Annotated in this window: 12 protein-coding genes; 7 read left to right on the top strand and 5 right to left on the bottom strand. The window is 56.7% G+C overall.

Annotation, left to right across the window (positions count from 1 at the left end):
- Positions 1-159 precede the first annotated feature (159 nt).
- The 4 genes from VN577_18495 (at position 160) to VN577_18510 (ending at position 5091) form a co-directional block, all read left to right on the top strand.
- Complete coding sequence (locus VN577_18495) at positions 160-2133, top strand: hypothetical protein (protein ID HWR16823.1); 1974 nt, start codon at positions 160-162, stop codon at positions 2131-2133.
- A 381-nt stretch (positions 2134-2514) separates the two neighbouring features.
- The gene (locus VN577_18500; GenBank protein ID HWR16824.1) at positions 2515-2820 is read left to right on the top strand and encodes a hypothetical protein; all 306 of its coding nucleotides are present in this window, start codon (positions 2515-2517) and stop codon (positions 2818-2820) included.
- Positions 2817-3218 (top strand): tyrosine-type recombinase/integrase, encoded by a 402-nt coding sequence (locus VN577_18505; protein HWR16825.1) that lies wholly within the window; start codon positions 2817-2819, stop codon positions 3216-3218. The genes VN577_18500 and VN577_18505 overlap by 4 nt, the downstream gene beginning before the upstream one ends.
- A gap of 988 nt (positions 3219-4206) precedes the next feature.
- Positions 4207-5091 (top strand): OmpA family protein, encoded by an 885-nt coding sequence (locus tag VN577_18510; GenBank protein HWR16826.1) that lies wholly within the window; start codon positions 4207-4209, stop codon positions 5089-5091.
- Between the two features lie 1545 nt (positions 5092-6636).
- Here VN577_18510 and VN577_18515 read toward each other — a convergent pair.
- The 3 genes from VN577_18515 to VN577_18525 all read right to left on the bottom strand — a co-directional run bounded on the left by VN577_18515 (position 6637) and on the right by VN577_18525 (position 9544).
- On the bottom strand, positions 6637-7635 hold the full coding sequence (locus VN577_18515; GenBank protein HWR16827.1) for an NAD(P)-dependent alcohol dehydrogenase: 999 nt from the start codon (positions 7633-7635) through the stop codon (positions 6637-6639).
- 128 nt (positions 7636-7763) lie between these two features.
- Positions 7764-8687: a DMT family transporter gene (locus VN577_18520; GenBank protein HWR16828.1), complete on the bottom strand. Its 924-nt coding sequence runs from the start codon at positions 8685-8687 to the stop codon at positions 7764-7766.
- Between the two features lie 23 nt (positions 8688-8710).
- The gene (locus VN577_18525; protein HWR16829.1) at positions 8711-9544 is read right to left on the bottom strand and encodes an AraC family transcriptional regulator; all 834 of its coding nucleotides are present in this window, start codon (positions 9542-9544) and stop codon (positions 8711-8713) included.
- A gap of 146 nt (positions 9545-9690) precedes the next feature.
- On the opposite strand from VN577_18525, the gene VN577_18530 reads away from it, so the two are divergent.
- The 3 genes from VN577_18530 to VN577_18540 all read left to right on the top strand — a co-directional run bounded on the left by VN577_18530 (position 9691) and on the right by VN577_18540 (position 11277).
- Positions 9691-10074 (top strand): hypothetical protein, encoded by a 384-nt coding sequence (locus VN577_18530; GenBank protein HWR16830.1) that lies wholly within the window; start codon positions 9691-9693, stop codon positions 10072-10074.
- 325 nt (positions 10075-10399) lie between these two features.
- A complete protein-coding gene (locus VN577_18535; GenBank protein HWR16831.1) occupies positions 10400-10588 on the top strand; it encodes a plasmid partition protein ParG in 189 nt (62 codons plus the stop codon).
- On the top strand, positions 10588-11277 hold the full coding sequence (locus tag VN577_18540; protein ID HWR16832.1) for a recombinase family protein: 690 nt from the start codon (positions 10588-10590) through the stop codon (positions 11275-11277). The genes VN577_18535 and VN577_18540 overlap by 1 nt, the downstream gene beginning before the upstream one ends.
- A 231-nt stretch (positions 11278-11508) precedes the next feature.
- On the opposite strand, the gene VN577_18545 is transcribed toward VN577_18540, so the two are convergent.
- Together VN577_18545 and VN577_18550 are read right to left on the bottom strand one after the other, a co-directional pair.
- A complete protein-coding gene (locus VN577_18545; GenBank protein HWR16833.1) occupies positions 11509-12651 on the bottom strand; it encodes an ATP-binding protein in 1143 nt (380 codons plus the stop codon).
- A 27-nt stretch (positions 12652-12678) separates the two neighbouring features.
- Positions 12679-14175 carry an ATPase domain-containing protein gene (locus VN577_18550; GenBank protein ID HWR16834.1) on the bottom strand — a complete coding sequence of 499 codons (1497 nt, stop codon included), beginning with the start codon at positions 14173-14175 and terminating at the stop codon, positions 12679-12681.
- Positions 14176-14776: the final 601 nt, after the last annotated feature.

Below are 14776 nucleotides of genomic sequence, written 5' to 3' on the forward strand. Positions count from 1 at the left end.
CAAAAACACCGGAGGATTGTGATGGACAGGACACCGTTGCTGAGACGTGTCGTACTTACATCGATTCTGGTTTTCCAATGCATCTGGAGCGTCTCCGCGGTTTGCGGTGAGGGGAGCACGTTTGAGTCCCGGATCTTTCTGGAAAGCGGAAGTATTCTGGTGGACACATCCGAACCTTCTTACATCCAGTACGGAGCCAACGACCTTGGCGCCTACTTAAGTGAGATCAGTGGAGGCAGTTTCACTGTCGTAACGACCGAACCCGGCATTCCGAAGAGCAAACTTATCATCGTGATCGGTCAAAAGATGTCCAAGAGACTGGGAATCGATTTAACACATGAGCCCGAATTGGGTGATGAAGGTGCAGTCATTCGTGCGGTAAGACGCGATGGATCGTACGTTGTTTTCGTCGCCGGATCCGGCGCGCGAGGCACTAATTTCGGGATTGCGACGCTTCTAAGGCTCGTGCATGTGGACGGTCGAGTGCCCTATCTTGAAGCCCCGTTGAATCTTCGTAGCAAGCCTAAGACCTCGGTTCGTGGGTATAACTTCTCTAATGGCGCGGGAAACCTGAAGTATCCATACGGATTTCGAAATTGGGGAGAGCAGGATTGGAAGCGGGTCATCGACATTGCATGGGCAGAGCGCGCAAATCTTATCCTTATGTGGCCCTTCATGGAGATCATTCCGGTGCCCCTGTCTGCAGAAGACAAGGCCTATCTTCAGGAAGTTCGTCGCATCGTTGATTACGCTCAGACCAAACGAGGAATCAGGGTGTGGATTATGCAGGCGGCAAACCGCGTTGGGATTTCTGATTGTCACAGCCGTGATCCTCTCAAGCGCGGATATTGGGTAAAAGGCTGCCAACAGGACATGAATCCTGCTGATCCCGAGCAGTTCGAGAGGATTCAGAAATCCTTCGAAGCCCTTTATCAGAACGTCGATAATGCAGACGGCTTCTGCATGATTGACTCCGACCCCGGCGGCTGGCCGCAAAGCCCGATAAGCGAGCAGACTAAGATCTTTCGCGCCGCCCGACAAATTCTCGACCGCTATAACGTCCACGGTAGAGAGGCGGTGTTGGTTGACTGGATGTGGGTTGGATGGGGACGGCACTTTCTTGGTCCAACCGAGGAGTTTCCAGCGGGTTACCAGTGGACGACGAAGGATCCCACCGAGCAGGACGTGGCGTTCATGGTGGAAACCATCCGTAAATTTAAGCAGGACGTTCCCGAGCCATGGGAACTTGTGGACGGTATGTCACCCTACCTCAAAGCTGTTGAGGCTGAGTCAGTGCAAGCAAAGACGACATATCACCCGTTTGGAGTGCTGGGGAACGACGTTTTTCCCGCAACTAACCTGGAATTCGCGTCGATTCGCGGGGTTCTCAAACAGGCATTCAATGTTAAAGGACTGAAGGGGCTCATGGGCTACAATCCGATTGCACTGCTTGAGTTCCCAAGCACGAACTACTTTTTCGCGAACTTGTGGGACCCGGAATATGGAAATCGTACACAAGAGCAACTCTTGGCGGACATCTCCGAGTTGCTCTATCCGGAACGCAAGGAAATCATCGCCAACTCATTTCTAGCCCTGCTGGAGACGGAGCCTGGCAAGATCAAGGACGCGCTACTGCGGCTCGAAACCCTCATCAAATCGGGCGATCTCGGTCGTCCTGGAGGTCTCGGCCGCTTTCTTTTTCCCAATCGTGCCGTCGTTGCCAGAGATCTGGCTGCCCAAGTCAGAATCCGCTACGCCCGGCAGAATTTCATCCAAGCCATGCAAGATGGCAAAGTTGACGCAAATGAGAGCTCTCAACTGGTACACCAGTTTTTTAACGAACTCTTAAGCTGGGCCAAGGAAACCGGCTGGACAAGCGGTGGCCAACCGTTCTATGACGCGGCCTTGTTGCGGGAATGCGGGTGCCAGAACCCGGAACTCATGAAAGCAATGTCTCGATTGAAACATATTGTCTTGGAGAAAAACATCGGACGAACTGAAGAGAGCAGTTATGCCCAAATCAGCGCTTTCTTTGATCCGATCGTTAAAGATCTCCTGAAGAAATATGACGAAGACTCGGTAATGATGGGCTGTGTTGAACCGTTCAAACTCGCTTTGATCCAGATACCTTAGCCAAAATCATTCCCGCACGCTCGTGCGTTCGAGGAGATTGCGTGGAATCTTCAGCCCGTCCATTTCAAGTCGTAGCCGCTTTTTGTTCAGTTCAGGGCTCCTCACGACCTCCGAGTTAGTCATATCGGGGGTCGTATTGTTTGTTTTCGTAACGTTGTAGCCGGCGAGCGTTAGTTCGCCGTCAGGAACGCAAGGAGAACGGCGATGAGGAGATGGGATCGGTAGCAGGATGCATACATGGAGGAGTACCGGGCCCGGGGATAGAGCGAATCGAGCGCGTCGTGTACGGAGTCGCGGCTTTATCGGTGGGGACGGTGGCTAAAGAAGCGGCGTCCGAGAGTTGCGATCGAGCAGATCGACGCGATAACGATCACGCGATACATGGCCAGTCGCACTAGCTTTCGTTCGAAGGCAACGGTGTACGGAACCCTGAGCACGATGCGAGGTTTTGGTGACTACCTGGTGCGACAAGGCCTCTGGAACGTCAACCCACTGCGCTGGATGAAGGGGCCGAAGGTCACGCCTTACGCACGATTGCCGAAGCGCATCGATCACGCGCACATGGAAGCCCTGTGGCGTGCCGCTGCGAACCGCGGCGGTGACTATAGTTCGCATCTGTGGCTGACGATCCTCGCGATGTTGTACGGCACGGGCCTGCGTCGCGGCGTAATGGCAACGTTGACTTGAAGGCGTTGACGATCACCGTCACCGGCAAGGGTGGACACCAGCGCACGATTCCACTGAACGAGGAACTGGCGGAAGTACTCCGTGTGTATGTGGAAGCGCGAGGTGCGGCGCCCGGCCAGGCTCCATTCTTCCGGTCACGCTTCGGACGGGCCCTTTCGCGCGGCGCTATTTATGAGCGCGTTCGCACGTGGGGTCAGCGCAGCCGCATCGGCATTCCACTGTCACCGCATCGCATGCGGCACACGTTCGCCACGCACCTGGTGCGGGCGGGAGTGGGATTGGTCACCATCCGTGACTTGCTCGGACACCGCCTCATCACCAGCACGCAGATCTACCTGCACGTGACTGCCGATGATCTGCGCAGCGACAGCCCGTCATCCGATCAGCCGGTTGCTTGACACGGTGAAACATCTGATCGTACCCGGACGCCTGCCATTCCAGAAAGCGCGGCCGTTCTACGGAAGCGGATAAAGAGTTCCGCTTCCGCAGATCGCATCTCTTCTAGTCGTTTTATTCCCACCATCAGTGCTGGTGCCGGACAGGTGTATTTCCGTGAGCGGAAGTAACTGCCCTGATAGGTAAAAGTGTTGGCTGGGAGCACTGCCGGGAGTACTGTCGGAGCGATGCTAGACTCGAAAACATTCCGTTCGACTACTGTCGGAGTTATCGCATGAAACCGCAGCAGCAACGGGCTCTGGACTCGAACTAAATATTACTATGACGAACTCGGAAACTTGTTCGAGGTCGGCCGAAGCGGGGAATTGTATTCCAGGGAAATTTTTGGGGCGGCGGCAAAGCCGAACCCCTTGCAATTGCTCGAATGTGCAGGGGACTTTCACGTATGACATGCGCGGCCGTGAACTGAGTGGCGGCGGAAGAACATTAAGTTGGTCGCAATTCGATTTGCCGGAGCAAATCAGAACAGATACGGGTGTAATCACGCAATACAGATACAACGGGAACGGTAACAGAGTACAAAAGAAACTATCGTCACCTGACGCTTCAACGATCTACTTTGGCGGTCTGTATGAACAGCGAAACGACTTCTCAGGAGAGTCCGAATTTCTTACGGTTCAGGGGGATGGATTCAGGAAGGGCACAAGATTCGCGTTCGCGAGTTCTACGGGTAACTGCGCGGGCGACAGACAGCTTGACACATGATCACTGGGCGTAAGCACCTTGATTCGCCAGACTTCTCATCCGCCTGCGACCTGTGGTAGCCCCTGATGATGAGTACACGTTGCCCCCAACACACTATCGCCGCAAGATCGCGGTCGCACTCTGCAGGGCATCACCCATGACATGCAAGAGTCCACTCGTTAAACTTAGCCTCGAAGTAGTTTCGGTTGGTTGGCTGGATTTTGACTTCCACGCTAACATTGACGGATGGATCCTTCACCCGAGGAGCGGAAGCCGGAGGGGCGTAAGCTTGGGGACGCACGCGCCAAATCGCAAGGGAAGTTGGCGCTGGCGTTGGGATTGATTGCCGTCGCGCTTAGCTTGGGGTTTGGGATTGCCTGTCTAATCTCGGTTGGTCGCCTGGAGCGGCGTCTGGATGGTCAGGTCGCACGGCTCAATCAGCAGATGGAAGACTTCGGACGCGTGATCACGCGTTCACAGGAGCAATCACAGGCGTCGGCTCAGCAGGCTTCGCAAGCGGCAGCGAACGCCCTGGCAGCCGCGCAGCAGCGCGACTTAGCCAAGCAGGATCAATCGACCGCGGAAGCACAGGCGCAACTCGCCCAGCAGCAGGCCGCCGCCGAGCAGCAAAAGGCCAATGAGGCCATACAGCAGGCAGAGCAATATCGAAAAGAGCGTGAGGCGCAACTTGCGCAAATACAAAAGGCCCTCGGGCAAATTGCCGAAACGCGTCGCACCGCCAACGGTGTGGTCATGACGCTGGACAGCAAGTCGATCCGCTTCGACTTCGACAAGGCCGACATAAAGCCGGAATATCGCGACATACTCAATCGCATTGCGGGCGTCTTGATGACCCTCAAGGGGTATTCGATCGCCATCTACGGATATACGGACAGCGTCGGCACGCCGTCGTACAACTTGCAACTTTCACAGCGTCGCGCCGAAGCTGTCCGCAATTTTTTCGAGCAAGCCGGAATTTCTGCATCCATCATGAGCACGAAGGGGTTTGGCTCATCCGACCCGCGCGTGCCGGGCGAAAGCGAACTTGCGCGTGCTGCCAACCGCCGGGTCGAGATCGCCATCATCGACTCGAAGCTCATAACGAACCGCCCTCTCGTTGTGCCCGAGTGAATCCCGCGCAAGCGGAGTTCAAGATCCGACTCGCCGCAACAAGGCGAAGCCTCAAAATGAGAACGAGCAAGACCGCGGCGCGCTCGATGTTGCTGAGTACCAGTCGGAGGCCTCAATCGCCAGTCCTGCCCAGAATTCGAAGGCTGACCGGCACTCTGACCCGTGCCGGATCCACTCCTGGTGGACCCGCTCACCTTCCTACCCTGCATGCTGGATTGATGAATGAATTGGACGGCGGCTACCCTCGAACCGGTAATCTGTTGTGTCATACGCCTGGTGTGAAATGGCGAGATCGGAGCTGTCTGCGCATTTCGGAAGCACGCGATACGAAACATCGCCGCTAACGCTGAACGGTCTTTCGCGATGAAGATGAACGCCTCCGTCCCGTAGCATCTCCCCTAACTCGCTTTGAATCCGCTTGAGATCGTAGCGGGAAAAGGTCCATCTAGTTGGCTCCAGCTCCGCGAAGATCTCTTGTGCCTGAGCTGCTTTACCCGGTTCCTTTTTGAACGCCAACAAGAAAGTTCCAAAGTATGTCTTTGTTCCAGTCGAATTTCAGATATCACCCGCCCTTATGACAGCAAACAGCGGCAGGATCAGAGTGAATTGAAGAATCACCCTCCCTCCGTCTGAGGGCGCTTCACCGGTTCACCGTTTCCTCTCCCGACAAATGCCTGCGGAACCGGAGAAGCTGCCTTGTTCCATTTCCGTTGACAAAGGGTTTTGTCGGCGGAGCCTTCCTCAACTCACTTACCGCCGTATCAGGATTAGCAGAATCGCGCAGCAGTTTACGACCGATCGGGACAACTGGAGGCGGCGCAGGAATGCCGTGGTTGGTCCAAAAGACGACACCAGGGAGTCGCCTAGTGGTTTGGGTTTGCCGATCACGCAACTGGGGAAAATGTGGAAATGAGGAGGCAACTCGCTTAGGCGTGCCTGCGGAGCTTCTCGGATTTCAATTCCAACAATCGTTTCCTCAACTTCTCTAGGTGCTCTTCAATCGCGGCTGTCGATCCTAACGGGCGGCATAGTTCCTGAAGCCGCTCTAGTTGAATTATGCGCGTGAACAAATCGGACATCTCAAGAATACGCGGGTCCATTAACTCCTCGGGGTACTCTAAGCTCGCATTCTGCGCAACTACGGCAGTAAAAGGCAGTGAGGAAAATCACAAAAACCAAAAAATGCCCCGCCGACGGGGCGGGGCAGAATCGCTGTCACTAACGAATTTCGTTAGCGAAAGGCAAACTCTAGCTGAAAAGGAGCAGGGTTTCTATCAGGCGAGTTACTTATAGGAAATTCCGATTTGCTCGAATCGAGTTACAATTTCTACGTGCGCGTCCAACAGTCTCAACGGACGATGATCCCCGTGGTTTGTTCGCTCAAGTTCATCCACGGGTATAGGTGTTCTGCTTGCACTTGGGGCAAGCTACTGCCGGAATGCTAGGCTCGTTGGAGCGTTCCTTTTTGCGCACGAACTGCTAAGAATCTGCTCCTCAGCCAATCGTTCGGCTGGCTAGCATTACCAGACGGTCTCAATCGAACGCCTAGCTCTCGAGAACGAGAGCCATCTCAACATCTCTTCTCCGGACCCTCTCGATGGCCTCGTTCACGCGAGAGAGCGGCATGATATCAACGACGGCTTCGACGCCATGCGTTGCCGCAAAGCCGAGCATCTGCTCGGTCTCAGACCGGCTACCGATGTAGTTCCCGTAAATGGATCGCCGAGAATTGCTCAATTGGCCACAGCTAAGCGACAACTGTTCCAACGGCGAGGCGACCAGGCACAACCGTCCCTCCGGTGTCAGCATTCTCACAAACAAGTCGAGGTCGAAGGGAACATTCAGCGTCGAGAGAACGAAATCGAACGCCCCTTGGTACTCCATGAGTCGCTTGGGGTCTGAGCTGTCCGCGAATGCTCCTCCGAGGCGCTCGATCAACCCTCGCTTGCGGGGCGATTGCGAGAATGCCATCACGCTGTGCCCGCTCTTGTGGAGGAACTGGATCGCCAGATGACCAAGCCCTCCTGCGCCAAGCACCGCCACTCGAGAGCCGGTAGTCAGGTGGGCGCGAACAATCCCGGCGTATACGGTCAGTCCTGACGAGAGCAAGGGGGTTGAGGTGGCCGAATCAAGCTGCGGTGGAAGCCGGAAAGCAAAACGACTGTCGACGACGATGTGTTCGGCCAGGCCGCCGTAGCGGTCGACGGCGATGACCTTTTGATTGGCGCAGAGTTGCTCGATGCCCTGTCTGCAGAAGGCACATTCGAAACACGCCTCCTGTTGATAACCGACACCGACACGGTCGCCCGTGTCCAGGTCGGCGACCTCTGAACCGGCCTCTTCGACGACGCCGACGATTTCGTGACTCGGGACTAACGGAAACCGCGTGTCACCCCAGGCGTTATCGATGAACTGAATGTCACCTCTCGCCAAGCTCCGATGCGTGATTCTCACGAGAACGTCACGGTTGCCGATTGTCGTCTCATACAGAAAGGGCTGTGCCGAACCGCCCCTCTCGTTGATCGCGTAGGCTCTAATTTGCATATATGCGGACTCCAGTTCCCGGGGTATTTCTACCGTCCATTACCGTGATGAACGCGTTCCGTGTGGGATTCAATGTCTCAATTCGTTTCAAGCAGGTCTCGACCGCTTCGACGGGCGATACTGTTTGTTCACGAATTCGTCTGCTTATTTCGCCAATGCAGTCGTAATACATTTATGGTCATCCTTTTGGGCTCGACTGCCGGTGCAGAGCGGCCCGTGGCCATGCGCGATCCGCAAAGGATCAACACGAACGATAACGCGATGCGTGCGTTGAAAGGCTCAGATAGCATCGCGACGCCCGCGGCGACGGCGACGGCCGGTGCGACGTAGGTGATCAGAACGGCACGCTCGGCGCCGGCCTCTCGAATGAGGAGAAAGAAGGATGCGAACGCGACCGCGGTGCAAACGATACCTAGGCCGAAGATCGCTGCGATGACCGACGTCGACGGCACCGAATGCGGCCAGGTCATGAACGCTGGCAGTAGGTAACACGTGGAAGCGATGGCCAGGCACGCCACCGTCATCGGAATCACGGGAACATTCTTCAACCATCGCACGGCGATGATCGATCCACCCGCATAGCACGCTGCCGCGAGAACGATCTCAGCGATCGAGCCGAGGTCGCCGCCCAACTCGGGCGCCGCCAATACGCTCACGCCGGCGAACCCTAAAGCCAGCCCTGTCCGGCGCAAAGGTCCGAGTATCTCAGTGCTACCGAACACTTTGCCCAGGATTACGGTAAGGATGGGAGTTACCGCGATGAGCAACCCAGCGGTCGAGCTATTCAGCCGGACTTCACCATGCGAGAGCAGCCCCCACGGGATGATCATTTCGACGAGCGCGAAGCTCACGACAGGAATCCAGTGACCGCGAAGGGCGGTGAAACCGCTGTCGCGAAGGGCGATCGGAAACAGCACGGCTGCACCCACAGCCGATCGTGCGAAAACGAGGAACGGAACGGAGATTTCCGCCACCGCCACCTTGATCAGCCAATAGGGAACGCCCCACACAAGGCTCAGCAGGACGAAGAGTGCCCAGGCACGACGACTCATTCGGTGGACCGACAGCTCCTCCATCATGAGGCGAGGGGAATCCACAACGTCAATCCACCCTCTCCAGTGCGTGGGTCGAAAGCTGGGTTGTGCCGCTCGATGACCGGGGCGTCAGCCACGGCTCGGCCAGTAGCAGGGATCGCCTCGTTCCAGATGCTGCGGTAGGTCTCGAAGATAGTGGAAACGTGCCCGGCGTGCTCGAACACCGCGTACTGCCGCTGAGGAATCTCGAGGTGGAGTAATTGGGGCAAGCGCTCCCCAAAGCGATGCACCTCGGCGCCACACATGTACAAGAACTGCCCGTCGTCGTCCGCGCTGTAACAGACCCCGATTGGGATGTGATCGTGCTTGTAGGGGATGGCATCGTAGCACTCCATGAATCGCTGCCATTGTGCCGGAATGCTGACGGTGGTCTCGAAGGAGCAGCGCTCCGCGAGGCCAACGACGCGCATGCTTTGACCGTCTGTGATATGAGGTGGATCGAGGCGAACATTGGCGCGGGGCCGCAGCTCAAGCGGGTCAACGAGCGCGAGGCCATTGACACTGCGGCGTTCGCGTACGCCCTCGGGCGTCTGTCCGAAGCGGTCGCGGAACGCGCGTGTGAACGCTTCGTGTGACCCGTAGCCCGCGTCTAGAGCGACGGAGAGGATGTCGGGCGCGCCGAATGCGAGCGCCCTTGCTGCGACAGTTAGACGACGTGCACGCACGTATTGCATGACAGACACGCCGGTCGCAGTCCCAAAAGCGTGGGCCAGGTGCGACCGTGCGACCCCGCACGCCGCCGCGATTCCGTCGAGCGTGAGCGGTTGGGTAGAGTTGCGCTCAATGATCCACAGCGCCTTGTCCGGTAACGACATCTTCAGTCTCCTACTCCCAGAGCCTAACAACGCACGACGGCTCGGCGCTTGATAATTCGTCCGGTAGCTGCCGTCCTGAGGATGCAAACAACGATCTCACACCCAGGGAGTTGCTTCTAGCGCTAAACCCAACCGATATCTTCCGTTTGAGTTCCAGATTCTCCCTTCCATCCTGTCACCAAACGCGCAACAGCCTTGTCACCATTTGCGCAACGCCGTTGTCACCAAACGCGCAACAGGCGTTGCTGGAGTACGGAAAATCCCGTGGGAACTGCGGCGAACTGTCGTTGCTGCTGGCGTTCCTTCCCGCGCGGGTGCGCGAGGCTTGTTCGCCAGCAAGGACGAAGAGACCGGGTCTTGCCGGTGCCGGTCGGGCCCAGGAACAGGAGGACTGCGATGGGGCGGGGTTGGGATCGTTCAACCCAGCCATGTACGACTGGATGACATTGGTGACGATCTTTGCCGCCTCGAACAGTCCTTTGACTTTATGGTTTAACGAGGCCTCGAACTCGGCCGCGTCGGTATTCTGAAGCGTGGGGTCCAACACCATGGGTGAGCCAGCGCGTCGGTTTCGCTAATGAACAGGATTATTACTGTTCTGGGGAAGGGTATGACAAGGAAGGTGGTTAAAAACAGAAAGCAAGGCTATCCGGCAGGAGGCGAGACCAGATTCACGTATTCAGGTTGCGCAGCGTTCTCCGCGTCTCGATTGCGTCAGGGCTTCGGATTTTCAACGATACAGCGCCGGGCCTTTTCCTTTTGGACGGAACATGTACGGCGGCGTTGGATCTTTGCAAGGATTGATCCTTCTAACCTCATCACTTCACCGCGCGGCGGAAAGGAGGTGAGACGGACATGCCAGCCAACGTGGCTTCCGGAAAGACAACCCGTATGAATCTGAACGTGCCTTCTGAACTGCACCATGCTTTCAAAGTGTCGACCGTTCTCCAGGGCAAGGATATGACCACCGTCCTGATCCAGTTCATCGAGCAGTACGTGGACAAGCATTACCCGAAACAACTGCCGAAGAAGGGGCGCCGCTAATGAAACGCTGCGCCTTGTATCTCCGCGTCTCGACTGTCGATCAGCATCCTGAAACGCAACTGCACGATCTGCGCAACCTGGCCGCCCAGCGCGGCTTCGAGATCGTTGCCGAGTACACCGACCGAATTAGCGGCGCGAAGACCAAGCTTCCGGGGCTCGACCAACTGATGAGTGATGCCCGTCGCGGCCACTGCGACGTCGTTCTGGTGTGGGCTTTCGACAGGATCGCTCGATCAGTGAAGCACTTCCTGGAAGTGCTCGACGAACTCACGCATCTTAATGTCGAGTTCGTTAGCTTCCGTGAAAATATCGACACCGGCGGACCGCTAGGCCGGGCCATGATCGTGATCATCGGGGCGATTGCCGAACTCGAGCGTAACCTTATTATCGAGCGTGTCCGGGCCGGCATGCGGCGGGCGAAGCTGGAAGGCCGGCGAATCGGACGGGCACCGATCCTCGTCAACCGTGTCGCCATCCTCCGGGACCGTGAACGCGGCCGTTCACTGACCGAAATCGCCCAGGCTCATGGAATATCCCGGGCGCTGGTCTCGAAGATCCTGCGCCAGGAACGAGTTGCTGGCCACAAAGGGTATGTTCCAGCCCCTCCGCAAGTCCAAGAAAACAGGCCGCCGAAAACCGAGGCCAGAACTAGTCACGAAGCATTGCCTTCCGCACTAGTGCCCAAGTAGTCGAGCCTGGACCTCCACGTATGAGCCCTCTGGACAGCAACCCGAATACGGCGAGGCTGACGAACCACCCCTTGCCGCACTAGTTTCGGCGGCGAACACTGGATGAAAAAGCGGTCTGACAGTCTCGGTTAGGTGGTCACCGGGCAACTGGTTGATTTTCGAATTGCTGCGGCAGCTTTGAAGTTGCCTATGTTGAAGAATCCTAGCGAGCAGCTGTGGGAGTGAACGGAGCTAGCTTTGTTGCTCCAAATCTTCAGGCAGAAACACGCAGAATACGGTGCCCTTGCCGAGCCGCGACTTGAAGCGAACGGAACCGCGGTGTTTGCGGACGATCTCAGAAGTGAGCCAGAGACCGAGACCGGTGCCCGTGTCCTGCTTGGTGCTGACGAAGGGTTCCATGATCTTCCCCCGAATACTTTCCGGAATCCCGGCACCAGTATCTGCGACAACGAAGCGAACGCCCGGCCGGATTCCGTTGGAACGCTCAGCGCCCCGGCCTATTCGGATATACAGTGTTCCACCGTGCGGCATCGCATCCAGCGCGTTGCCGATGAGATTCGCTGCCACTTGGCGCAGTTCGCCAGCAGAACCAAATACTTGCGACTGCGGGTCCACACTCAATGCAAGGGTTACGTTCCCGGTACGCAGCCTGCGGTCGTACAGCCCTAGCACAGAATCGAGCATGCCCTTCAGGTTGACCGGAGCGGCGACACTGGTGTCACGATGAAACCGAAGCGTGTGGGTGGTGATTTCCACTACGCGCTGAAGTTCCTGCTCGGCAATTCCAAGGTAGTGTTTAGCTTCCTCAAGAGACCTCGACGATTTGATCAAAAACATGAGGTTCATCACAGATTCGAGAGGATTATTAATCTCGTGAGCAATGCTTGCAGCCAGGCGGCCGGCGACTGCCAGCTTCTCCGACTTGCGCAAGGCGTCGGCGGCAAGCCTTTCCTGCCGCAGGTGATCGCGAAGCTGATACTGCCTTGCGCGGGCCCGGATGGCACTTTGAACGGTGCTCGCCAATGTCTCCGGGCGGACAGGTCGTTCGACGACGATGACATTGCCCAAGGGCTCGCGCAATCGCCGACGCGCTTCGCTGACTGGCGTTGTCTGTCCACCACTGGTGAGCACGATGACCGGCAAGTCGGACCAGGAGGGCTGAGCGGCGATGAATTCGGATAAGTGGTGAATAGATTCGGCGTTAAGAACTTCGTCGGAGAGAATGAATGCGCCGGCAGACTCCGTCGCTGCGCGGATGGCGGAGCTGCAATCCCGAGACATCACCGTGTTTATTCCCATGCGCTCGAGCAGGCGGCAAATTAGTTCACCATCGCGGCCTGTTGGAGCGACGACGATCACCCTGAATTCATTCATATGCCAATTAGCTACCTGTTCCTCGCGTTAGTAGCCCGCATCCTCAGTAGCTGGTTGCGGCACTCCAGTCATAATGCCTCGGTAGTCGCTCAGCGGCGGGCCGAGCGACAGCCTGCCGCTATCAAAAGTGAGTGCACGAATAGTGCGTTCGTGCTTCCCGCTGCGCTTCTTTACAACAGACAGTGCCTGACGGAGTTCGCCCTTCAGCTCGTAGAAACGGAAGAGCAAAACGGAATCAGCGAGGTAGCTGACGTCGATAGGAGAATCCATAGCTGTTCCCAAAAGCCCATGCTGAGCAAGCGTGAAGATCGTGGTGACCCCTTGCTGATTCAAGTAAGAGAGCAACTCGTGAAGTTGCAGCATGAGGAAAGTTTCGCCGGGCATGGCATTGAGGAAGCCGTTCAAGCTATCGATGACAAGGACAGAGATCCGGCCGTCTTCGACCAGCTTTCGAACCTGATGGACGAAATGCCCCGGGGCGATCTCGGCAGGGTCGACCTGGTGAAGGCTAATCTTGCCGGCGCGAAGCGGACCAGCGATCTCGATCCCGAGACCAGCGGAGCGGTGGAGATAAGTCGTGAGCGTTTCATCGAAAATGAAGATGGCGGAGGATTCGCCTCGCTCCGCGGCAGCAGCGGCATAACGCGCCGCAACGCTCGATTTACCGCACCCGGCTGGTCCCATCAGCAAGGTCGTAGTTCCGCTGTCCAGCCCACCTCCGACGAGTTGATCCAGTTCCTTGATGCCGCTGGAAACCGGAGCCATGTTGTGGCCTGGCGCATGTTCCGACGCCACCAGGCGCGGGAATACTGTTACACCCCCGGTGTCGATCGAGTAGTCGTGATATCCCTCGCGGAACCGCGAGCCGCGCAGCTTTCGCACCTCAAGGCGGCGACGTTTTACTCCAAATTCGCGATCCAAGCTCTGCATCATGATGACGCCGTGCGCAATGCTCTGCAGTTGAAGGTCGTGCCCTTCGGCAGTGCGGTCGTCAAGCAAGAGCACGGTACAGTTACGGCCCGCGAAGTAGCGCTTCAACCCGAGTATCTGACGTCGATAACGAAGAGGCTCACGAGCGAGCATGCGGAGTTCCGATAATGAGTCAAATACAACTCTCGTGGGCTGCACTTTATCAACCTGTCGCAGCACCGAAGCGGTGGTATCGGCAAGTTCGACATCGGAAGGATGGAAGACCGTGTATTCTCCCTCCGGATTGATCGCTTCGTCTTGGGGGGTCATCTCAAATACGGGAATGCGATGAAGTGTCCAACCGTGCGATTCGGCCACGCCCTCTAATTCGCGGTTCGACTCCGATAGGGTCACGTAAAGACAGGATTCCCCGAGGCGTACGCCTTCAAGGAGGAACTGCAAGGCCATGGTCGTCTTGCCAGTCCCGGGATCGCCTTCCACAAGATATAGGTGGTTGGAGGGGAACCCGCCGTTTAGAACATCGTCGAGCCCAGCAATTCCACTGCTCACTCGCAGATTCTGTCCGTCGCCGTTCGAGGCGTTAACGACTGTCATGGGGTGGTCCTGTTTGAGGTATTTAAGCGCGCCTACGAATCGATATCGTACTCCCCCGGTGAACGGGAACGTCGAATATACACCGAGATTAGATGCCGGTTTTTCGGTGAGATAGGCTCAGAAATAGTCGACTGTCGTTCGCGATTGGGGGCTCGGGGCTTATTGGAGTTTTCTGGGTGCCAGTTCGGGAGCTGGAGGAGAACAGGGTGTCACATCGAACTTTGGGCACATAGACGGTTACAACGAAGGGGCGACGTTTGCATCACGCCAAAATTGCTCTAAGCGGGAGTTCACACACCTTGACGGACAGGCATCAGCGGCAGTGGCCAGGAAGGTGCAGATTCAATCGTGCTCTCTGGGGAGAAGAGGACAATCGGAACCACGGAGATGATCCCAAACGTATTCGGAAGAGCTCGAATCTTTTCGTAGTCCGCTCCAAGTCATCCCGGGGGAATCTTTTTGCCAAATCCAAGTCTCGGAATGGCACGTATTTCAAAGCAAATTGCTCGAAGGTTCTACAGAGCGTCCGGCTGTGCGACGCGAGCCACTTGATGATACAGCTGGACCTGTTGAGATCCCGAGCCATATGGGTATAGCGCCT

Source organism: Terriglobales bacterium (assembly GCA_035561515.1).
In the GTDB taxonomy this organism is placed as follows: Bacteria; Acidobacteriota; Terriglobia; order Terriglobales; family Acidobacteriaceae; genus DATMXP01.

Coding starts and splice junctions, on each gene's coding strand:
- VN577_18545 (HWR16833.1), bottom strand. CDS start 12,651: ATGAATGAATTCAGGGTGATCGTCGTCGCTCCAACAGGCCGCGATGGT.
- VN577_18540 (HWR16832.1), top strand. CDS start 10,588: ATGAAACGCTGCGCCTTGTATCTCCGCGTCTCGACTGTCGATCAGCAT.
- VN577_18535 (HWR16831.1), top strand. CDS start 10,400: ATGCCAGCCAACGTGGCTTCCGGAAAGACAACCCGTATGAATCTGAAC.
- VN577_18525 (HWR16829.1), bottom strand. CDS start 9,544: ATGTCGTTACCGGACAAGGCGCTGTGGATCATTGAGCGCAACTCTACC.
- VN577_18550 (HWR16834.1), bottom strand. CDS start 14,175: ATGACAGTCGTTAACGCCTCGAACGGCGACGGACAGAATCTGCGAGTG.
- VN577_18520 (HWR16828.1), bottom strand. CDS start 8,687: ATGAGTCGTCGTGCCTGGGCACTCTTCGTCCTGCTGAGCCTTGTGTGG.
- VN577_18510 (HWR16826.1), top strand. CDS start 4,207: ATGGATCCTTCACCCGAGGAGCGGAAGCCGGAGGGGCGTAAGCTTGGG.
- VN577_18500 (HWR16824.1), top strand. CDS start 2,515: ATGGCCAGTCGCACTAGCTTTCGTTCGAAGGCAACGGTGTACGGAACC.
- VN577_18515 (HWR16827.1), bottom strand. CDS start 7,635: ATGCAAATTAGAGCCTACGCGATCAACGAGAGGGGCGGTTCGGCACAG.